This window comes from Pseudomonas sp. BJP69 (assembly GCF_007633355.1).
GTDB lineage: Bacteria > Pseudomonadota > Gammaproteobacteria > Pseudomonadales > Pseudomonadaceae > Aquipseudomonas > Aquipseudomonas juntendi.
In genome coordinates this window covers 5,105,880-5,126,975 of sequence record NZ_CP041933.1, presented here as the reverse complement: position 1 = coordinate 5,126,975, position 21,096 = coordinate 5,105,880, and the positions used below count along the sequence as shown (strand labels likewise).

Genomic DNA, 21,096 nt, shown 5'->3' with positions numbered 1-21,096 from the left:
CGCACCCCGCCAGGGGTGATACTGAACAACAAGAAGGAGCGCACAGGCACCACAGACGGGCCTGTGGCTCCAAGCGACTGGAGTAGCAACGTGACCGAATTGACCCTCAAGCCAGGCACCCTGACCCTGGCCCAGCTGCGCGCCATTCACGCCGCGCCCGTGCGCTTGCAGCTGGATGCCAGCGCCGCGCCCGCCATTGACGCCAGTGTGGCCTGCGTTGAGCAGATCATTGCCGAAGACCGCACCGCCTACGGTATCAACACCGGCTTTGGCCTGCTGGCGTCGACCCGTATCGCCAGCCACGACCTGGAAAACCTGCAACGCTCGCTGGTGCTTTCCCACGCTGCCGGTGTCGGTGCGCCGCTGGATGACGACCTGGTGCGGCTGATCATGGTGCTGAAGATCAACAGCCTCAGCCGCGGGTTCTCCGGCATTCGCCGCAAGGTCATCGACGCGCTGATCGCCCTGGTCAATGCCGAAGTCTACCCGCACATCCCGCTGAAAGGGTCGGTGGGGGCTTCCGGTGACCTCGCCCCCTTGGCGCATATGTCGCTGGTGCTGCTGGGCGAAGGCAAGGCACGCTACAAGGGCCAGTGGCTGTCAGCGACCGAAGCCTTGGCGGTGGCCGGCCTCGAGCCATTGACCCTGGCCGCCAAGGAGGGCCTGGCCCTGCTCAACGGCACGCAGGCTTCCACCGCCTATGCGCTGCGCGGCCTGTTCCAGGGTGAAGACCTGTACGCCGCCGCCATTGCCTGCGGTGGCCTGAGCGTCGAAGCCGCGCTGGGTTCGCGTTCGCCATTCGATGCGCGTATCCACGAAGTGCGGGGCCAGCGTGGCCAGATCGACACCGCGGCGTGCTTCCGCGACCTGTTGGGCGACGCCAGCGAAGTGTCGCTGTCGCACAAGAACTGCGACAAGGTGCAGGACCCGTATTCGTTGCGCTGCCAGCCGCAGGTCATGGGTGCGTGCCTGACCCAGTTGCGCCAGGCCGCCGAAGTGCTGGCGGTCGAAGCCAACGCCGTATCCGACAACCCGCTGGTGTTCGCTGCCGAAGGGGACGTGATTTCCGGCGGCAACTTCCACGCCGAGCCGGTGGCCATGGCCGCCGACAACATTGCCTTGGCCATCGCCGAAATCGGCTCGCTCAGCGAGCGCCGCATCTCGCTGATGATGGACAAGCACATGTCCCAGCTGCCGCCGTTCCTGGTGGAAAACGGCGGGGTCAACTCCGGCTTCATGATTGCCCAGGTGACCGCTGCTGCGCTGGCCAGCGAGAACAAGGCCCTGTCCCACCCGCACAGCGTCGACAGCCTGCCCACCTCGGCGAACCAGGAAGACCACGTTTCGATGGCCCCGGCTGCCGGCAAGCGCCTGTGGGAAATGGCCGAGAATACCCGAGGCGTCCTGGCCATCGAATGGCTGGGTGCCTGCCAGGGCCTCGACCTGCGCAAAGGCCTGAAGACCTCCACCAAGCTGGAGCAGGCGCGCCAGGCGCTGCGCAGCGAAGTGCCGCACTATGACCGTGACCGTTTCTTTGCGCCAGACATCGAGAAGGCCGTGGAACTGCTGGCCAAGGGGAGCCTGACCGGTTTGCTGCCGGCCGGTGTGCTGCCAAGCCTGTAATGCCCCTGGGGCCGCCATGCGGCCCACTCGCCGGCAAGCCGGCTCCCACAGTGAGGGGGCTGGCTTGCCGGCGATCTGGCTGCAAGGCAGCCCCCTCTCGACCTCACGACCACAAAAACAATTCAAGGACGTGACATGCAACAAGCTCAAGGTCTCAAGCGTGGGCTAAGCGCCCGCCACATCCGTTTCATGGCCCTCGGTTCGGCCATCGGCACCGGGCTGTTCTACGGCTCTGCCTCGGCCATCCAGATGGCCGGCCCGGCCGTGTTGCTGGCCTACCTGATCGGCGGCGCCGCCGTGTTCATGGTCATGCGCGCCCTCGGCGAAATGGCCGTGCACAACCCGGTGGCCGGCTCGTTCGGCCACTACGCCACCACCTACCTCGGCCCCATGGCCGGCTTCATCCTCGGCTGGACCTACGCCTTCGAGATGGTCATCGTCGCCATTGCCGACGTGACCGCCTTCGGCATCTACATGGGGTTCTGGTTCCCCGAGGTCGCCCGCTGGATCTGGGTGCTGGGCATCGTGTTCCTGATTGGCGGCCTGAACCTGTGCAACGTCAAGGTCTTTGGCGAAATGGAGTTCTGGCTGTCGTTGCTCAAGGTCGGCGCCATCGTGGCGATGATCCTGGCCGGCCTGGGCATCATGGCCTTCGGCTTCAGCCAGGTGGGCAGCGGGCATGCCATTGGCGTGAGCAACCTGTTCGACCATGGCGGCTTCATGCCCAATGGCGTCGGTGGCCTGATCGCCTCGTTCGCCGTGGTGATGTTCGCCTTTGGCGGCATCGAGATCATCGGTGTCACGGCCGGTGAGGCCAAAGACCCACAGCGCGTGATCCCCAAGGCGATCAACGCGGTGCCGCTGCGCATCCTGCTGTTCTATGTGCTCACCTTGTTCGTGCTGATGTGCCTGTACCCATGGCCGCAGATCGGTAGCCAGGGCAGCCCGTTCGTGCAGATCTTCAGCAACCTGGGTATCGGTTCGGCGGCTGCGGTGCTGAACGTGGTGGTGATCTCGGCGGCGATTTCGGCCATCAACAGCGACATCTTCGGTGCCGGCCGCATGATGTATGGCCTGGCCCAGCAAGGCCATGCGCCGCGCGGCTTCAGCAAGTTGTCCAGGCACGGCGTGCCGTGGATGACCGTGGTCGTGATGGGGGCGGCACTGCTGGTCGGCGTGCTGCTCAACTACCTTATCCCCGAGAACGTGTTCCTGCTGATCGCCTCGATCGCCACCTTCGCCACCGTCTGGGTGTGGCTGATGATCCTGGTTACCCAGGTGGCCATGCGCCGCAGCCTGCGCCGTGAAGAGGTCGCCCAGCTGAAGTTCCCGGTACCGTTCTGGCCCTATGGCCCGGCCATGGCCATTGCCTTCATGGTGTTCATCTTTGGCGTGCTCGGTTACTTCCCGGATACCCAGGCGGCGTTGGTCGTCGGGGTGGTCTGGGTAGTGTTCCTGGTGGCGTCCTACCTGCTGTGGTGCAAGCCGCGGGCAGGGCAGGGCCAGCCAGTTGCAGAGCCGGCCGAGCTACACCGCTAGTACAGGAGATTGTGCATGAGAACCCTCTGGCAGCACTGCCATGCGGCAACCATGGCCGAAGGTCGTTATTCGCTTATCGAAGATGCGGCCATCGTCACCCACGCCGGGCTGATCGAATGGATCGGCCCGCGGGCCGGGCTAGGCCCGGTCGAGGCCGGGCGCACGGTGGACCTGGGCGGCGCCTGGGTCACCCCCGGGCTGATCGACTGCCATACCCACGCGGTATTCGGTGGCAACCGCAGTGGCGAGTTCGAACAGCGCCTGCAAGGCGTCAGCTATGCCGAAATCGCCGCCCAGGGCGGGGGCATTGCCAGCACCGTGCGGGCCACCCGTGCGGCCAGCGAGGATGAGCTGTTCGCCAGTGCGCGCCAGCGGGTTCAAGCCTTGATGCGCGACGGCGTGACAACCCTCGAGGTCAAGTCCGGCTACGGCCTGGACCTGGCCAACGAACGCAAGATGCTGCGCGTGGCCAGGCGGCTGGCGGATGCCCTGTCACTGACGGTGCGGGCCACCTGCCTGGCTGCCCACGCCTTGCCACCGGAATACGCCGGCCGGGCGGACGACTACATTACGCACATCTGCGACGAACTGCTGCCAAGCCTGGTCGGCGAAGGCCTGGTGGACGCAGTGGACGCCTTCTGCGAGCACCTGGCGTTCACCCCGGCCCAGGTCGAGCGGGTGTTCATCAAGGCGCGGGCGTTGGGGGTGCCGGTCAAGCTGCACGCCGAACAGTTGTCTTCGCTACACGGCTCCAGCCTGGCTGCGCGTTACCAGGCGCTGTCGGCCGACCACCTGGAATTCATGACTGAAGAAGACGCCATCGCCATGGCCAAGGCGGGCACGGTCGCGGTGCTGCTGCCGGGCGCTTTCTATTTTTTGCGCGAAACCCAACTGCCGCCGATGGACGCCTTGCGCCGCCATGGGGTGAAGATCGCCCTTGCCAGCGACCTCAACCCGGGTACCTCGCCCGGGTTGTCGCTGCGGTTGATGCTGAACATGGGCTGCACGTGCTTCCGTATGACGCCGGAAGAAGCCCTGGCCGGCGTCACGGTGCATGCCGCCACCGCGCTGGGCCTGGGTGACAGCCACGGCTCGCTGGAAGTTGGCAAGGTGGCCGACTTCGTCGCCTGGCAGGTCGAGCGCCCCGCCGACCTGGCGTACTGGCTCGGCGGCGACCTGCCCAAGCGCGTGGTGCGCAGTGGCCATGAAATTTTCAATTGAGGGAGGCAAGATGGACAAGGTATTGAGTTTCCACCAGGGGCATTTGCCGTTGCTGATCAGCATGCCCCACGCCGGCCTCAAGCTCACCCCGGCCGTGGACCAGGGCCTGGTCGACCAAGCGCGCAGCCTGCCCGACACGGATTGGCACATACCACGTCTCTACGACTTTGCCCGGGAACTGGGGGCCAGCGTGGTCGCCGCGCAGTATTCGCGGTTCGTCATCGACTTGAACCGCCCGGCTGACGACAAACCGTTATATGCCGGTGCTACAACCGGCTTGTATCCGGCCACGCTGTTCGATGGCGTGCCTTTGTTCAAGCAGGGGCTGGAGCCCACTGCCGAAGCGCGCGAGGCCTGCCTGGCGACGATCTGGCAGCCTTATCACCAAACGATCCGCAACGAGCTGGCGCGCCTGCGGGAAATCCACGGCTACGCGCTGCTGTGGGATGCCCACTCGATTCGTTCGCTGATCCCGCACCTGTTCGATGGCAGGCTGCCGGACTTCAACCTGGGCACGTTCAATGGCGCCAGTTGCGACCCGGACCTGGCCGAGCGGCTGGTGCAGGTGTGCAGCCAAGCCCAGGGTTACAGCCATGTGCTTAACGGGCGTTTCAAAGGCGGCCACATCACCCGGCATTACGGCGACCCGGCGCATGACATCCATGCCGTACAGCTGGAGCTGGCGCAAAGCACCTACATGGAAGAGCAGGAGCCGTTTACCTACCGCGAAGACCGCGCCCAGCCGACGCGCGAGGTGTTGAAGGCGTTGCTCCAGGCCGCATTGGCGTGGGGCCGGGAGCATTACGGCAAGTAATGAGCGGCGCGCCGTCGCGTGGGTTGGCTCAGCTATTACCCACGAAGGTGAGGGTGAGTTCGCGCAGCAGCGCCAGCTCTTCCTGCTGCTTGTCCTCCCAAAGGCCCTGCTGCAGAGCGACTTCCTCGTGCAGCGGGTGCTCGCTGCCGGACAGCTCCAGTACCCGCTGGCGGTAACGGGCCTCTATCTGCGCGAAGCGCGGCGCATGTTCGCCGCGCAGGCGCTGGGCCCAGCTGCTATTGGCCAGCAGGTAATCGATGAACATTTCACTGTGTTCGCTCTGGCGCACGCTTTCCAGTACCCGCGACAGCTCGCCACGGGCCAGGTTTGCGGCCCCGCGAAAACGCATGCTGTCGGCGATCGGCAGGTCCAGCTCCCTGGCCAGCTCGCGACGGTAGGCCAGGCGCACCGAGACCAGGTCGCCCGAACCGGTGCGCGTGGCGGCAAGCTTTTCCAGCTGGTCCACGCGGAACAGCCGTAACAGGCGCTGGTGCAGGCTGTGCAGGGTATCGCCAGCGTCGATCAGCAGGCGGTTGGCCATGAGGTACAGTTCGATGTTGTTGAACTCCTGAAGTGCGCCGTCGTGGCACGTCTGCGAGCCCGTCTCTGGGTCGGGCAGCGCCGCTGCGGCAATGCTTTCCATGATCGGCCGTTCATCCTGGTTGGCTGCGGCTGCCACCAGCATCAGGCGCACCCGCGCACAGAAGTCGCCCCGGGTGGTAGGGTCGACGAACGGCGCGGCATTGTGCAAACGGCCTGCTAGCCGCAACAGGTCGCTGCCCTCCAGCTGTTGCCAGCAGCTGCGCAAGGCTTCGTTCTGAGCCTCGTCACCCAGCAGCCAGTCTTCGAGCCTGGGGGTGTCGTCGCCCTGCAACGGGAAGTGCGGATGGTCGAGCGAGCCTTCACTGGACGAGTTGACCAGCATCAGGTTGTCTGGAATGTCCAGGGCGAACGAGTAACTGCGCTGGCTATCCGAGTAGGCCCGCACGCGCAGGATGGTGGCGTCGGGCAAGGGGTTGTCGAACAACGAAATCGACGAAATCGGCATGGCGTTGTTCAGGTTGGAGAGGATGTGCTCGGGCAGTTGGGTGATGTTGTTCGAGCTGAGGTCCAGCAACTCCAGGGGTAGCAGCGCGTCGCACCAGTCTGGCCACGCGTGCAGGTTCATGTTGGTCAGTTCGAGGGACGTCAGGTTGGCGGACAACCGCGCAGGCACCTGGGTGATGTTGCCGACCCGGTTGCCAGACAGGTCGAGCGAGGTCAGGTGCTCAAGCTCGGCAAAGGTTTCCAGCATGGCCTGGTCGACCTCCAGGCCCATGTTGCGAAACTCCAGGTAGGTCAGGCGCGGCAGGCGCGGCAAGGCCGATGCCAGTGCAGGCGTAGCACCTTGGTGAGCATCGATGGTCAGGCGGGTGATGTTCGGAAAGCGGGCAAGCAGTTCGCTGAGTTGTGCTGAGGTGCCACTGAGGCGGGTCAGGGTCATGGCATGCACACGCTCGCCGAAGAACGCCGGGAGGCGACGCGGGAAGTGTTCGATGGCAACGTCCTCCAGTTGCAGGCGAAGGTATTGCTGGCCCTGCTCCTGGCGCTCCCAGAATGCGTTTATCGCTGCTGCCATACGCTGCCGGTCGGTCAGGGCCGCCTGGGTCAACGGGTTGCTCGAACTCGAGGCATGGACCCAGCCATCGATCGCATCGCGCATGAGTTGCCGCTCGCTGCGGAGGCGTTCCAGCCGTTGGTTCAGCGCCGGGGGCTGATCCACGGTGACCTGGGCGGTTTCCGGGCGTTCGTTCAGCAGCAGGCGTTGCAGGTGCGTTTCATTGATGGGGTTGCCTTGCAGCGAAATCACCGGCGCGCGTTGCAGCGGCGTTTCCCCCAGCAGGAACGCGGGCAGTGACGTCAGGTTGTTGTCCTGTAACGACAGGTGCCCGATACGGCTCAGGGTTTCGCTGTCGATACCGGTGGGCCATTGGCTCAGTTGCATCCGGTTCAAGCCCAGGTAATCCAGGGTAAACCAGTGGAAGCTGGCCCTGTCGATGCCTTGCTGCAGCCGGTTGCCACTGAGGTCCAGATGGGCAAGCCGTGCATGGCCTGCCAGCTCGCCAAGGTGGCTGTTGCTGAACGCCAGGTTCTGGTTGGTCATGGCCAGCCTGCGCAGGTTCGGCAGGGTCGAGGCAATGGTCGGCACGCTGGGCAGCAGTAGCGAGGGGGTTGCCCTGGGGTTGTACGGCCTGCTGATTTCCAGTGCTTCCAGCCCGGGCATCAGCCGCAGCAAGCGTTGCATCAGCCGCTCGCTCTGGCCCCAACCTGCCAGGGTGCCGCTTGGCAGGTCGAGCAGGTGCAGGCTGCGCACGCGGCGGTAGAAGAAATCGGGCAGGGTCAGCGGGATGTCGGTCAGCGGTACGCCTTGCACGCGCAGCTCGGCACCGAGCGCGGCATCATCCTCCAGGGCGGTGTCGTACCAGTGCTGCATGATCGCTTCACGCAGGGTGTCATAGGTGCGGGCCGCCTGGTCGGAGGCCGGTGAAATGGCTTCGCTCCAGTCGTCCAGGCTGCGTTGCAAGGCGTTGCGTTGCTCCATCAGCGTGGTCAGGTATTCGAGGATCTGCAGCCGGCTGCGGCCGTTGGCGGCAAGCGACATCAGCACCTGCTCGGCCGGCCTGCCGGTGCGTTCCGGAATGCCGGTGGCCCTCAGCGTGCTCAGCAGGTGCTGGCGCATGCTGCCCTGGCTTTGGTCATCACCGCTGCTCAAACGGTAGCCAACGCGGCCATCGGCAAGGCGCATCGGCGAGCGATAGCCGGGCCGGGGCGGTTGCATGCCCAACGCATCGCGTAAGGCCGGGCGGGGTAACAACGGGCTCTGTTGCAGCAGGTGCTGAAGGGCCTCGCCGCTGGTGACGCCCAGGCCTTGCATGGCGTCGGGCAAGGCTGCATGCAGCGCGCTGAAGAGCTGCGGGTAGCGACGCACCACCGCCCCGGGCTCGCCCTGCGCGTGAACGATGTAGCCGGCTGGCGAGTGGGTGATGGTCGCCCAGGGGCTGCTGCCCTGCGCGCCGATGGCATGGTCCTGGTCGGGCCAGTGACTGCGCTGCAACAGGCGCAGCCGCGTGTCTGCTGGCCAGCCCGGCAGGTGGGGCAGGGTTTGCATGATCAGCCGGTCGCTGTCCCAGCTTTGCGCGCCGGCCAGGTACAGGCCCTCATAAGCTCGGGCAAGGCGCACGTGTTGTTGGTAGGCGCGTATTTCCTCGGCCAGGTGCAGGGGCACCTTGCCGGCACCAAGGGCTTGCAGGTCAATGGCACTTGCGTTGCGCACCAGCTCATCGATGATCGGCGCTGGCAGGCTGGGGTAGACCCGGCGGATCACCTCGCCGTTGGCCGGCAGGGGGCTAGCGATGCGCGCGTACGCCGTGGTGAACGCTGCAGGCCAGGCGCTTTGGTCTGGCAGCTGGCGGATGTGGGCATCCAGCTTGAACCGCTGCAGGGTGTCTTCCAGCAGTGCGGGCAGCCGCCGGTTGTGGGCCAGGCAGTGGCGCAGCGTGTCTTCGTGGATATCGCAGACGTGCAGGATTCGCTGCAACGTCGCTTCATCGAAAGACCCGCTCAGGTGCCCCAGGCGGCGCAGCAGGCGTGCGCCGTCCCAGCTTTGCGGCTGCTCGGACTCCAGCAACCATGCCCCTGCACCATTGTGCAGCGCTTTGGGCTGGTAGCCTGCCGGGCGGGTCGGGTGTTCAAGGCGGTAACCCGTGGCAGCGGGGGTCACCGAGTAGACCCGGTTTTCCACGGGCAGCCAGGTTTTGCCGCCGTAGTGAAGCAGGCCGGATTCGTCTGGCTCCAGCCCACCCGGCAATACCCGGTCGTGGGCAAAGGGCGCCAGGTCCGCATGCCACAGGCGGCGCTCGCCGTCGGCCAGGTCGATTGGCTGCAGTTCTTCGATGAATGATGGCGTCTCCACGGGGATCCGCTCGACCACCGGCGTAGCCTGCCCCCCGCCGGCTGCCGCGAGCGCGGCCATGATGGCGACGTTGTCGATCACGTCCATCAAGTAGTCGAATGCCTGCTGGCGATCACCGTCAAGCCAGCTGTCGATGCCCTCGAACGTTTCATTGGCCAGCTGCAGGGCCGTTACCCCAAGCATCGCGGCGCCAAGCGGGGGGATGAACAGGGCGGCAACGTTCAGGCTGACGAAGGCCAGGGCCTTGAAGTAGTCAAGGTGGCGTTGCGCGGTCTTGCCGTTTTGCATGGCTGTCGGCACCGCATGGAACAGCCCGTCATCCCTCAGCCGCTTCTGCCGCTGGCAGGCCAGCTCGTCCAGGTACGGGCGGGTGAAGGGCTGCACGTGCAGACGCACCTGCGCGTTGGCGATGCGCTCCAGGAAGTGGCGCTTGTGCCGATCGGGTAGCAGGCGCTGGCATTCCGGGCGGCGGAAGGCAGGCAGCTGTTCACGCAGGAACGCTTCGGCATCGGCCCTGCTGGCGTGCTGGGTCAACGGCTCGGGCATGCCGGGCAGGTAAAGCACCACCCAGCCCGCATACGGGTACACTGGCCCTGGTGGGAATCGGCCGGCGCCCACCGGCCGGCGTGCGTCGAGGCCAATCGCCATGGCCCCGGTCAGCGGAACATGCAGCAACTCGATGCCCGCACACAGGACCGGGCGGCCATCGTGCTCAACCTTTGGCTCAGTGGCGAGCTTGAGCAAGGTTGCATGGAGGGCCGTGTCGATCCGGCCCAGCAGGCAGGCGTAGTGAACCTGCAACTCGAATGTGGAGCGCTCGGCAGCCTTGAACACGCCGGCAATGGCCGGCGCGTTGGGCTGCTCGCCCGGTGGGTCGAGCGCGTCGAGCAGCCGTTGATACTTGCCGCCGATATCCAGCTCGCGTGCCAGGGCCGCGAACGCTTCCGCGACGATGGGCAGTGGCACCGCCTGGGAGGCCAGGCCAACGTCGTTGCTATCGAGAATGGCCGAGGCGTGGCCGCCGGCGCGCAAGCCGTCCGGCTGGGCCTCGAAGGCCTCGAAGTTCTGCAAGGCACAATGCAGCAGGGGTTGGGTTGCCAGCTTCAGCGCGCGGGACGAAGTGACGAAAGGATCGCCGCCAGGGCTGGAGAGCGCCTCGGTAAGGGCGGCCGCCCTGTTCAGGTTCATCAGGTAGGTACGCTCGACATCGAGTGTGGTGCCCAAGCGCTGGCTGACCGCGGTGGACAGCAGCTCGGTGGCATAGCGCTGCAGGTCAGGCAGGGTTGCCAGGAGGGCACTCAGGTTCGCTTCGGCTTGCACGTGTTGGCCATAGGTTTGCACCAGGGCCTTGGCCACCGTTGGGTGTGCCAGGCATGCGCGTTCCAGCCTGGGGTCGCGCTGGCTGGCCGCCTGACGCAGCTGGCGGCGCTGCTCTGGCCGGGCGTCGACCACCCAGGCGGGTAGCTTGCTGCTGACCAACTGGTGGTAGAAGTCGGGCTCGCAGGCTGCAGGTTTGGTGGCGTCGATCATGGGGAGTCTCACTTCGAGGGTGTTCCCCGATGCTAGGGAGGCTCGCCTGCGCCCTGCACATAAGATGATCTCGCTTAGGTACATGCTCTAAGCGCAATTCAGGTTTATGATGGCCAACGGCCGAATATATCCTCACACGGAGTGCGCGATGCAGACCCTCTACCCGCAGATCAAACCCTACGCCCGGCACGATCTGGCCGTGGAAGCGCCGCATGTGTTGTATGTCGACGAAAGCGGCTCGCCGGAAGGTTTGCCCGTGGTGTTCATCCACGGTGGCCCTGGCGCTGGTTGCGACGCCCAGAGCCGCTGCTATTTTGACCCCAACCTGTATCGCATCATCACCTTCGACCAGCGCGGCTGTGGCCGCTCCACGCCCCATGCCAGCCTGGAGAACAACACCACGTGGCACCTGGTCAAAGACATGGAGCGTATCCGCGAGCACCTGGGTATCGATAAATGGGTGCTGTTCGGTGGCTCGTGGGGCTCCACCCTGGCCCTGGCTTACGCCCAGACCCACCCCGAGCGGGTGCATGGCCTGATCCTGCGCGGCATATTCCTGTGCCGGCCCCAGGAAATCCAGTGGTTCTACCAGGAGGGCGCCAGTCGCCTGTTCCCCGACTACTGGCAGGACTACATTGCGCCGATCCCCGCGCAGGAGCGTGGAGACCTGGTGGCGGCCTTCCACAAGCGCCTTACCGGCAATGACCAGATCGCCCAGATGCACGCCGCCAAGGCCTGGTCCACCTGGGAAGGTCGCACCGCCACCCTGCGCCCCAATCCGCTGGTGGTCGACCGCTTCTCCGAGCCGCAGCGGGCCCTGTCGATTGCCCGTATCGAATGTCACTTCTTCATGAACAACGCGTTCCTCGAGCCGGACCAGCTGATCCGCGACCTGCCGAAAATCGCCCATTTGCCGGCAGTGATCGTGCACGGCCGCTACGATGTGATCTGCCCGCTGGACAACGCCTGGGCCCTGCACCAGGCCTGGCCGAACAGCGAGCTGAAGGTGATCCGTGACGCTGGCCATGCGGCCTCCGAGCCTGGCATTACCGATGCACTGGTCCGTGCCGCCGACCAAATGGCACGCCGCTTGCTCGACCTGCCGCTGGAAGAAGCATGAGGGGCCTGCTGCAACGGGTGCGTGGGGCGCGGGTAGAAGTCGCGGGCGAGGTGGTGGGTGCCATCGACCAGGGGTTGCTGGTGCTGGTTGCCGTAGAGCCTGAAGATTCCCGCGAGCACGCCGATAAGCTTTTGCACAAGCTGTTGAACTACCGGGTGTTCAGCGACGAGCAGGGCAAGATGAACAAGTCGCTCAAGGATGTGGGCGGCGGCTTGCTGCTGGTGTCGCAGTTCACCTTGGCGGCAGACACCCGCAACGGCCTGCGCCCGAGCTTCTCGACGGCTGCGCCGCCGGCGCTCGGGGCCGAATTGTTCGACTATCTTTTGCAGCAGGCCAACAGCCAATACGCCCCTGTGGCCAGCGGCCGATTTGGCGCAGATATGCAGGTGCACTTGGTAAATGATGGCCCCGTGACATTTATGTTACAAATTTGAGGTCAATAAACCCCTTGTTCACAGGAAAACAAGGGGTTTTGTACGATAAATAGTTGTTCCAGCCTGATGCGTTGTCACGCGACCTGCTGGATAATCGCGCGCTGCATGGACCTGCGTTCGCAGGTTCGTTTCACTCTGACTCGAGCATTGTCTGGAACCGTTTGGGGAATCATTACGCCCTCTCGGGGTCCGAACAGTGCTCGCCAACCCGGCATTTGTCGCTGGCCGTTGGTTTCATGATCTGTTTTCGGCGAGGGTTGCTCGTGATTGTTAGTCCCCAAAAAGCATCAAGAATCCCCGGCATCCGGTTGCGCAAGGCCCTGATGGCCAGCATGGCCCTGGTTGGCCTGATGAGCGCGGGCCAGCTGTGGGCATTCAATCTTGACGATGTTGCAGCCAAGGCAAAGGATCTGGCCGGCCAGAAGTACGAGGCACCGAAAAGCAACCTGCCGGCAGTGTTCCGCGACATGAAGTTCGCGGACTACCAGAAGATCCACTTCCTGCAGGAAAAGGCCGAGTGGGCCAAGGACAAGACTCCGTTCAAGCTGTCCTTCTACCACCAGGGCATGCACTTCGACACACCGGTGAAAATCAACGAAGTCACCGCGACCAAGGTCGAGGAAATCAAGTACGACCCGAGCCGTTTCGAGTTCGGTGACGTGCCACACGACCCGGATACCACCAAGAACCTGGGGTACGCCGGTTTCCGTGTGCTGTACCCGATCAACAAGGCAGACAAGCAGGACGAAATCATGACCCTGCTGGGTGCCAGCTACTTCCGCGTAGTCGGCAAGGGCCATGTATACGGCCTGTCGGCCCGTGGCCTGGCCATCGACACCGCGCTGCCGTCGGGCGAGGAGTTCCCGCGCTTTACCGAATTCTGGGTCGAGAAGCCCAAGCCGGCTGACAAGCATTTGGTGATCTACGCCCTGCTGGACTCGCCGCGTTCCACCGGCGCCTACAAACTGATCCTGCGCCCAGGCACCGACACCGTGGTCGACGTGCAGTCCCGCGTGTTCCTGCGTGATCAGGTCAGCCGCCTGGGCATTGCCCCGCTGACCAGCATGTACCTGTTCGGCCCTAACCAGCCGTCCAAAGTGCTCAACTACCGGCCGGCCCTGCATGACTCCGAAGGCCTGTCCATCCACGCTGGCAACGGCGAGTGGATCTGGCGCCCGCTGAACAACCCGAAACACCTGTCGGTCAGCAACTTCAGCGTGGAAAGCCCACGCGGTTTCGGCCTGATGCAGCGTCAGCGTGCCTTCAGCGACTACGAAGACCTCGACGACAACTACCAGAAGCGCCCAAGCGCCTGGATCGAGCCGAAGGGTGACTGGGGCAAGGGCACCGTCGACCTGGTCGAAATCCCGACTGCCGACGAGACCAACGACAATATCGTGGCGTTCTGGAGCCCGGAAAAGCTGCCTGAACCCGGCAAGCCGTTCGAGTACGACTACCGTCTGCACTTCACCATCGACGAACCCAAGTTCCAGGCCCCTGACCTGGGCTGGGTCAAGCAGACCCTGCGCTCCACGGGTGACGTCAAGCAGTCCAACCTGATCCGCCAGCCAGACGGCAGCGTGGCCTTCGTGGTCGACTTCGCCGGCCCGGCGCTGGCTGCCCTGCCTGAGGACACTCCGCTGCGCAGCCAGGTCAGCGTGGGCGACAACGCCGATGTGGTCGAGAACAACCTGCGCTATAACCCAGAGACCAAGGGCTGGCGCCTGACCCTGCGGCTGAAGGTCAAAGAGGCCAACAAGTCGACCGAAATGCGTGCCGCGCTGGTGCGTGATGTGCCAGCCGAACCGGCCAAGCCTGCCCAGGACGCCAAGCAAGACAAGGCCGCCGCCAAGCCTGCCAAGGCCGACAAAGCGGACAAGGCCGCCAAGGCCGAACAACCTGCCGCCGACGCGGCGCCCACCAACGGGGCCCCGGCCACCACCGAGAAGGTGCTGACCGAGACCTGGAGCTATCAGTTGCCTGCCGATGAGTAACTCAAGCGCAAGGCCGGAATCGCTTGGCGAGTACCTGGCCCACCTACCACTTGGCGACGAGCAGCGGGCAGAACTGGCCAGCTGCACCTCGTTCAGTGAGCTGCACCAACGCCTGGCGGCCAACCCGGCCGCCAGCCCTGCCGAGGCCGTGCAGGCCTCGGTGGGCCCGCGCCTTACCGTAGGCAGCGCCGCGGAGCTGGAAGAGGCCGAAATGCTCGGCGTCGACGGCAGCGGCCGCCTGTGCCTGAAGATTGCCCCGCCTATCAAGCGTACCAAGGTCGTACCGGAGCCGTGGCGCACCAACCTGTTGGTCCGCATGTGGCGCCGCATGACCGGCCGCCCCAATGCGCCGCAGCCGCCCAAGCGCGAGCTGCCGGCAGCGCGCTGGCGCACCGTCGGGTCGATCCGCCGTTATATCCTGCTGGCCCTGATGATCGGTCAGACCATCGTTGCCGGCTGGTACATGAAGAGCATCCTGCCGTACCAGGGCTGGTCGTTCGTCGACCTCGACGAAGTGCTCAACCAGCCGTTGTGGGATACGGTGGTGCAGGTATGGCCCTATGCCTTGCAGACTTCCATCCTGATCCTCTTCGGCATCCTGTTCTGCTGGGTGTCGGCGGGCTTCTGGACCGCGCTGATGGGCTTCCTGGAGCTGCTCACCGGGCGCGACAAGTACAAGATCTCCGGCAGCAGCGCCGGCAACGAGCCGATTGCGCCCGAGGCGCGTACCGCGCTGGTGATGCCGATCTGCAACGAGGACGTGCCGCGGGTATTCGCCGGCCTGCGGGCGACGTTCGAATCGGTGGCCGCCAGTGGCAACCTCGACCGTTTCGACTTCTTCGTGCTCAGCGACACCAACGACACCGACATCGCCGTGGCCGAACAGCAGGCCTGGCTGGACGTGTGCCGTGAAACCAAAGGCTTTGGCCGGATCTTCTACCGCCGCCGCCGGCGGCGCGTGAAGCGCAAGAGCGGCAACCTCGACGACTTCTGCCGTCGCTGGGGTGGCGAGTACAAGTACATGGTCGTGCTCGACGCCGACAGTGTCATGAGTGGCGAATGCCTGAGCAGCCTGGTGCGCCTGATGGAGGCCAACCCGGACGCCGGTATCATCCAGACCGGGCCGAAAGCCTCGGGCATGGACACCCTGTATGCGCGCATGCAGCAGTTCGCCACCCGCGTGTACGGCCCGCTGTTCACTGCCGGGCTACATTTCTGGCAACTGGGCGAGTCGCACTACTGGGGCCACAACGCGATCATCCGCATGAAGCCGTTCATCGAGCACTGCGCCTTGGCGCCGTTGCCGGGCAAGGGCGCCTTCGCCGGCGCCATCCTGTCCCACGACTTCGTCGAAGCGGCGTTGATGCGCCGTGCCGGCTGGGGCGTGTGGATCGCCTACGACTTGCCGGGCAGTTACGAAGAGCTACCGCCGAACCTGCTTGACGAGCTCAAGCGTGACCGTCGCTGGTGCCACGGCAACCTGATGAACTTCCGCCTGTTCCTGGTCAAGGGCATGCACCCGGTGCACCGTGCGGTGTTCCTTACAGGGGTCATGTCGTACCTGTCGGCACCGTTGTGGTTCCTGTTCCTGGTGCTGTCGACCGCGCTGCTGGCGACCAACACGCTGATGGAGCCGCAGTACTTCATCGAGCCGTACCAGCTGTACCCGCTGTGGCCACAGTGGCACCCGGAAAAGGCCGTGGCGCTGTTCTCCACCACCATCGTGCTGCTGTTCCTGCCCAAGCTGCTCAGCGTCATCCTGATCTGGGCCAAGGGCGCCGTCGAGTTCGGCGGGCGAATCAAGGTCACCTTGTCGATGCTGATGGAGATGCTGTTCTCCATGCTGCTGGCGCCTGTGCGCATGATCTTCCATACCCGCTTCGTCCTCGCGGCGTTCCTCGGTTGGGCGGCGACCTGGAACTCGCCGCAGCGCGACGACGACTCCACACCGTGGAGCGAAGCGCTACGCCGGCATGGCCCGCAGACGCTGCTGGGCATTGCCTGGGCCGGGCTGGTGGCATGGCTGAACCCAAGCTTCCTGTGGTGGCTGGCGCCGATCGTCGGTTCGCTGATGCTGTCGATTCCGGTATCGGTCATTTCCAGCCGCACCCGCCTGGGGCTGGCGGCCAAGGACGAGAAGCTGTTCCTGATCCCCGAGGAATACGCGACGCCGCAGGAGCTGCTGGCAACCGACCAGTACACCCACGAAAACCGCTGGCATGCCCTGCATGACGGTTTCGTGCGTGCTGTGGTCGACCCGCGGCAGAACGCCCTGGCCTGCGCCATGGCCACGGCCCGCCACGGGCAGGCGGCGCCGATCGAGGCGCTGCGTGCCGAGCGCGTGGCCAAGGCCATCGAGGTCGGGCCGAAAGGGCTGGACCTCAATACCCGCCTGGCGTTGCTCAGCGACCCGGTCGCCTTGAGCCGCCTGCACGAGCAGGTATGGGCCGGGCACAATGCGGCGTGGATCGATGTGTGGCGTGCCTCGATCAAGAACGACCCGCATTCGCCGCTGCTGCCGTTGCATCCGGAGAATGAAGGCCAGCCGGCACTCGCCGGCGCCTGACCGGCCCTTTCGCGGGCACGCCCGCTCCCACAGGGTTCCGCATTTCCCTGGACTGCCCCCAAGAAGTTGGACACCAATCCAATTTCTTGGGGTGTCCATATGAGCAAGTACTCAGACCAATTCAAGCTTACAGCCGTTCATGCCTACCTGGAGGGTGGTGAAGGTTTCCGAAAAGTAGCCCAGCGACTTGCAGTGGACTTCAGCCTGCTGCGGCGCTGGGTCTCCAGCTTCCAGAAACATGGCCAGTTCAGTCTGCGTAAACCAGGCCAGCGGTACAGTGCGACCTACAAGCGCTCAGTCCTTGAGTACATGCACAAGCATCAGCTTTCCTTGCGCCAGACCGCCGCCCATTTTGGTCTTGGTCAGTCTTCGCAGATAGGCATTTGGGCGCGGCAGTACTACAGTGGAAGTCCGGCTTCGCCTGCTCCCAAGAGAAGAAAACCTGCTGCCATGTCGAAAAAGCCTTACCCCATCAAACCCACAACCTCTGATGACACCGATAAAAGCCGCGACCAGTTGCTGGCTGAGCTTGAATGGCTGCGCATGGAGAACGCTTACCTAAAAAAGCTGGAAGAGTTGAAGAAGCAGGAGCGAAGGCAGCCCAAAAAACCCTGATCGTGTCTGCGCTCAAGGACAGGTTTCCTTTGGCCGCTGTTCTGGAGTTGGCGGATCTGCCGCGCAGTACGTTCTATTACCAGCTTCAAGCGCAGGCCAAACCTGATAAGCATGCTGCTCTGAAGCAGATGATTCAGCGTGTCTATCACGAGGAAAAAGGGCTTTACGGTTACCGGCGCGTTGCGATCGTGATCCGCAATGGCGGGACCTTGGTTAACAAAAAAGTGGTGGAGCGTTTGATGATCGAGCTTGATCTTCGCTCACTCGTGCGGCCGAAAAAATATCGGTCGTACAAGGGAGTCGTCGGCACCATCGCGCCCAACCTGCTGGAGCGAAACTTTATCGCCCAGCGCCCGAATCAGAAGTGGGTGACCGATGTGACCGAGTTCAAAGTGGCTCAGGAAAAAGTCTACCTCTCCCCCGTGATGGACTTGTACAACGCCGAAATTGTGGCCTACGAAGTGGCCAGCAGGCCATGCCTTGGGCTGGTTACCAACATGCTGGGCAAGGCCTTCAAGCGCCTGGGAAACAAGCCGAAACTGGTACTCCACTCGGATCAAGGCTGGCACTACCAACACTCGCAGTACCGCCACAAGCTGGCCGAGCAAGGGGTGAAGCAGAGCATGTCACGCAAAGGAAACTGCTTGGATAATGCGGCTATGGAGAGCTTTTTTGGTACGCTTAAGTCCGAATTTTTCTACCCGCAGCGCTTCAAGAGCGTTGAAGAACTGAAATCCGGTCTGGATGAGTACATCCACTACTACAACCATGACCGCATCAAGCTAAAGCTCAATGGCATGAGCCCTGTGAAATACAGGGCTCATGCTGCAGGGGCTGCTAGCTGAAACTGTCCAACTTATTGGGGGCAGTCCACCCTGTGGGAGCGGGCGTGCCCGCGAAGCTTTAAGGGCCCACCCCTGATTTTGGCCAACAAAGTCCCCCCCAGTGCTAGGTCCCCGGGCCGGCATGCGTTAGCATCCCTCTCCGATACGAAGCATCGGCCGGTACGGCCGTGCCAACACAATAAGCTTCGCTACTTTTCTTGCTAGGGGACTTGGTGATGATCAAGAAATACCTTTCGCGACTGCTGGTCGGTGTCACGGCCCTGGTCGCCGTGACAGCGGCGCAGGCCGGCGCCATCGATGATGCGGTCAAGCGCGGCACCTTGCGGGTGGGCATGGACCCGACCTACATGCCGTTCCAGATGACCAACAAGCGTGGCGAGATCATCGGCTTCGAGGTCGATATCCTCAAAGCCATGGCCAAGTCGATGGGCGTCAAGTTCGAGGCGGTGTCCACCGCTTACGACGGCATCATCCCGGCGCTGTTGACCGGCAAGTTCGACATGATCGGCAGCGGCATGACCCTTACCCAGGAACGCAACCTGCGCCTTAACTTCAGCGAACCCTTCATCGTGGTTGGCCAGACCCTGCTGATCCGCAAGGAGCTGGCAGGCGAGATCAAGTCGTACAAGGACCTGAACAACGAGAAGTACCGCCTCACCTCCAAGCTTGGCACCACCGGCGAAATGGTTTCCAAGAAGCTGATCGGCAAAGCCAAGTACCATGGCTACGACAACGAGCAGGAAGCCGTGATGGATGTGGTCAACGGCAAGGCTGACGCCTTTGTCTACGACGCGCCCTATAACGTGGTGGCGGTGGACAAGGCCGGTGCCGGCAAGCTGCTGTTCCTCGAAGAGCCCTTCACCTACGAGCCGCTGGCCTTCGGCCTGAAGAAAGGCGACTACGACAGCATCAACTTCATCAACAATTTCCTGCACCAGATCAAGCACGACGGGACCTACGATCGTATTCACGACAAGTGGTTCAAGAACAAGGACTGGCTGAAGGAAATGGAATAAAAGCTGGCTTCAAGCCGCAAGCTTCAAGCTGCAAGAACAAGCGGGTCGGTGCGCGGTCCGCTTGTGCTTGCAGCTTGGAGCTTGCGGCTTGACGCTTTCTGGAGTACCCACGTGATCAAACACAAGAAAGCCCAGTGGCCCTGGCACGGGCTGACCGCGCTGGTCCTGGTGGGCCTGGCGTTGAGCCTGTACATGGCCACCTCGATGATTTCCTACGAGTGGCGCTGGAACCGCGTTCCGCAGTACTTCGCCTACAAGGCCGAGGAAACCCAGCGTGCAGCCGATTATGGCACCGTGCAGGAAATCGTCATTTCCGGCGATAACGCCCGCGTGACGCTGAAGGGCGAAAGCGGCGCCGAGCAGGTGCTGGATGTGGACGCGGACAGCCTGCAACTGAGCCGCGGCGACGATGTTGCCGAGGGCGACCAGATCGGTGTGACCCGCCACTGGGCCGCCGGGCCGCTGGCCTGGGGCCTGTGGACCACGCTATGGATCTCGGTCGTGTCCGGCGCCTTGGGCCTGGTGATCGGCCTGTTCGCCGGCCTGTGCCGGTTGTCGACCAACCCGACCCTGCGCGACCTGTCGACGGTGTACGTCGAACTGGTGCGTGGCACCCCGTTGCTGGTGCAGATCTTCATCTTCTACTTCTTCATCGGTACCGTGCTCAACCTGTCCCGCGAATTTGCCGGGGTGGCTGCACTGGCGTTGTTCACGGGCGCCTACGTGGCAGAGATCGTGCGGGCCGGGGTGCAGTCGATTGCCAAAGGCCAGAACGAAGCTGCACGCTCGCTGGGCCTGAATGCCGGCCAGTCGATGCGCCACGTGATCCTGCCCCAGGCTTTCAAACGCGTACTGCCGCCCTTGGCCGGCCAGTTCATCAGCCTGGTCAAGGACACCTCGCTGGTGTCGGTGATCGCCATTACCGAACTGACCAAGAGCGGCCGCGAGGCCATTACCACCTCGTTCTCCACCTTCGAGATCTGGTTCTGTGTGGCAGGCCTGTACCTGCTGATCAACCTGCCGCTGTCGCACATTGCCAGCCGGCTCGAGCGGAGGCTTGCGCAAAGTGATTGAAGTCCGTGACCTGCTGAAAATATTCGACACCCGCGGCCAGGTGGTCCGGGCTGTGGATAACGTCACCACCCAGGTGGCCAAGGGCGAAGTGGTGGTGGTACTGGGCCCGTCGGGCTCGGGCAAGTCCACCTTCCTGCGTTGCCTTAACGGGCTGGAGCACTTCGACCAGGGCCATGTCGCCATCGACGGCCTGCAACTGGCTGATCCGAAGACCGACATCAACGCCTACCGCCGCGAAGTCGGCATGGTGTTCCAGCATTTCAACCTGTTCCCGCACATGACCGTGCTGGAAAACCTGTGCCTGGCGCAGAAGGTGGTGCGCAAGCGCAACAAGGCGGACCGTGAGGCCAAGGCGCGGGCGTTGCTGGAGAAGGTGGGCATTGCACAGAAGGCCAACGAATACCCGTCACGGCTTTCCGGCGGTCAGCAGCAGCGTGTAGCGATTGCCCGCGCCTTGTGTATGGAGCCCAAGGTCATGCTGTTCGATGAACCGACTTCTGCGTTGGACCCTGAAATGGTCGGCGAGGTGCTGGACGTGATGAAGACCCTGGCCCAGGAAGGGATGACCATGGTCTGCGTCACCCACGAAATGGGCTTTGCCCGCGAAGTGGCCGACCGGGTGCTGTTCTTCGACCACGGCAAGCTGCTGGAAGACTCGGCCCCGGCCGCGTTCTTTGCCGCGCCGAAAGACCCGCGCGCGCAGGCCTTCCTGCGTCAGGTGCTTTAACCTGCACCGGCCTCTTCGCGGTTAAA

Annotated in this window: 13 protein-coding genes; 12 read left to right on the top strand and 1 reads right to left on the bottom strand. The window is 63.8% G+C overall.

The window, feature by feature from the left end:
• The first annotated feature begins 90 nt into the window (after nucleotides 1-90).
• The 4 genes from hutH to hutG all read left to right on the top strand — a co-directional run bounded on the left by hutH (nucleotide 91) and on the right by hutG (nucleotide 5,197).
• A complete protein-coding gene (gene hutH / locus FPB55_RS23920) occupies nucleotides 91-1,623 on the top strand; it encodes a histidine ammonia-lyase (RefSeq protein ID WP_125855079.1) in 1,533 nt (510 codons plus the stop codon).
• Nucleotides 1,624-1,758: 135 nt separating this feature from the next.
• Nucleotides 1,759-3,162, top strand: a complete 1,404-nt coding sequence (locus tag FPB55_RS23915; protein WP_125855078.1) for an amino acid permease — start codon at nucleotides 1,759-1,761, stop codon at nucleotides 3,160-3,162.
• 15 nt (nucleotides 3,163-3,177) lie between these two features.
• Nucleotides 3,178-4,383 carry an imidazolonepropionase gene (gene hutI / locus FPB55_RS23910; RefSeq protein WP_144189458.1) on the top strand — a complete coding sequence of 402 codons (1,206 nt, stop codon included), beginning with the start codon at nucleotides 3,178-3,180 and terminating at the stop codon, nucleotides 4,381-4,383.
• A 10-nt stretch (nucleotides 4,384-4,393) separates the two neighbouring features.
• Nucleotides 4,394-5,197, top strand: a complete 804-nt coding sequence (hutG, locus tag FPB55_RS23905; protein WP_009684271.1) for an N-formylglutamate deformylase — start codon at nucleotides 4,394-4,396, stop codon at nucleotides 5,195-5,197.
• 28 nt (nucleotides 5,198-5,225) lie between these two features.
• On the opposite strand, the gene FPB55_RS23900 is transcribed toward hutG, so the two are convergent.
• The gene (locus tag FPB55_RS23900) at nucleotides 5,226-10,679 is read right to left on the bottom strand and encodes a DUF6543 domain-containing protein (RefSeq protein WP_144189457.1); all 5,454 of its coding nucleotides are present in this window, start codon (nucleotides 10,677-10,679) and stop codon (nucleotides 5,226-5,228) included.
• A 148-nt stretch (nucleotides 10,680-10,827) separates the two neighbouring features.
• On the opposite strand from FPB55_RS23900, the gene pip reads away from it, so the two are divergent.
• The 8 genes from pip to FPB55_RS23860 all read left to right on the top strand — a co-directional run bounded on the left by pip (nucleotide 10,828) and on the right by FPB55_RS23860 (nucleotide 21,070).
• Nucleotides 10,828-11,799, top strand: a complete 972-nt coding sequence (gene pip / locus FPB55_RS23895; RefSeq protein WP_009684268.1) for a prolyl aminopeptidase — start codon at nucleotides 10,828-10,830, stop codon at nucleotides 11,797-11,799.
• The gene (gene dtd / locus FPB55_RS23890) at nucleotides 11,796-12,233 is read left to right on the top strand and encodes a D-aminoacyl-tRNA deacylase (protein ID WP_009684267.1); all 438 of its coding nucleotides are present in this window, start codon (nucleotides 11,796-11,798) and stop codon (nucleotides 12,231-12,233) included. Before pip ends, dtd begins: the two co-directional genes overlap by 4 nt.
• Before the next feature lie 263 nt (nucleotides 12,234-12,496).
• Nucleotides 12,497-14,227, top strand: a complete 1,731-nt coding sequence (locus FPB55_RS23885) for a glucan biosynthesis protein G (RefSeq protein WP_202981962.1) — start codon at nucleotides 12,497-12,499, stop codon at nucleotides 14,225-14,227.
• Nucleotides 14,220-16,793 carry a glucans biosynthesis glucosyltransferase MdoH gene (mdoH, locus tag FPB55_RS23880; RefSeq protein WP_054905299.1) on the top strand — a complete coding sequence of 858 codons (2,574 nt, stop codon included), beginning with the start codon at nucleotides 14,220-14,222 and terminating at the stop codon, nucleotides 16,791-16,793. Before FPB55_RS23885 ends, mdoH begins: the two co-directional genes overlap by 8 nt.
• A gap of 99 nt (nucleotides 16,794-16,892) precedes the next feature.
• Nucleotides 16,893-18,253 (top strand): IS3 family transposase gene (locus FPB55_RS23875; RefSeq protein ID WP_238706607.1). Its coding sequence is split into 2 segments (ribosomal slippage): nucleotides 16,893-17,361 and nucleotides 17,361-18,253, totalling 1,362 coding nucleotides; the frame shifts between segments, so codons are not numbered across the junction.
• 218 nt (nucleotides 18,254-18,471) lie between these two features.
• Entirely contained in the window at nucleotides 18,472-19,269 is a 798-nt protein-coding gene (locus FPB55_RS23870; protein ID WP_033690660.1) for a transporter substrate-binding domain-containing protein, read from the top strand.
• A gap of 111 nt (nucleotides 19,270-19,380) precedes the next feature.
• A complete protein-coding gene (locus tag FPB55_RS23865) occupies nucleotides 19,381-20,343 on the top strand; it encodes an amino acid ABC transporter permease (RefSeq protein WP_115294936.1) in 963 nt (320 codons plus the stop codon).
• Nucleotides 20,336-21,070, top strand: a complete 735-nt coding sequence (locus FPB55_RS23860; protein WP_029886375.1) for an amino acid ABC transporter ATP-binding protein — start codon at nucleotides 20,336-20,338, stop codon at nucleotides 21,068-21,070. Before FPB55_RS23865 ends, FPB55_RS23860 begins: the two co-directional genes overlap by 8 nt.
• The last annotated feature ends 26 nt before the right edge of the window (nucleotides 21,071-21,096 follow it).

Bases quoted from the DNA above. Each gene is read 5' to 3' on its own strand.
- FPB55_RS23915 (WP_125855078.1), top strand. From the start codon at position 1,759: ATGCAACAAGCTCAAGGTCTCAAGCGTGGGCTAAGCGCCCGCCACATC.
- hutI (WP_144189458.1), top strand. From the start codon at position 3,178: ATGAGAACCCTCTGGCAGCACTGCCATGCGGCAACCATGGCCGAAGGT.
- hutG (WP_009684271.1), top strand. From the start codon at position 4,394: ATGGACAAGGTATTGAGTTTCCACCAGGGGCATTTGCCGTTGCTGATC.
- FPB55_RS23900 (WP_144189457.1), bottom strand. From the start codon at position 10,679: ATGATCGACGCCACCAAACCTGCAGCCTGCGAGCCCGACTTCTACCAC.
- pip (WP_009684268.1), top strand. From the start codon at position 10,828: ATGCAGACCCTCTACCCGCAGATCAAACCCTACGCCCGGCACGATCTG.
- dtd (WP_009684267.1), top strand. From the start codon at position 11,796: ATGAGGGGCCTGCTGCAACGGGTGCGTGGGGCGCGGGTAGAAGTCGCG.
- mdoH (WP_054905299.1), top strand. From the start codon at position 14,220: ATGAGTAACTCAAGCGCAAGGCCGGAATCGCTTGGCGAGTACCTGGCC.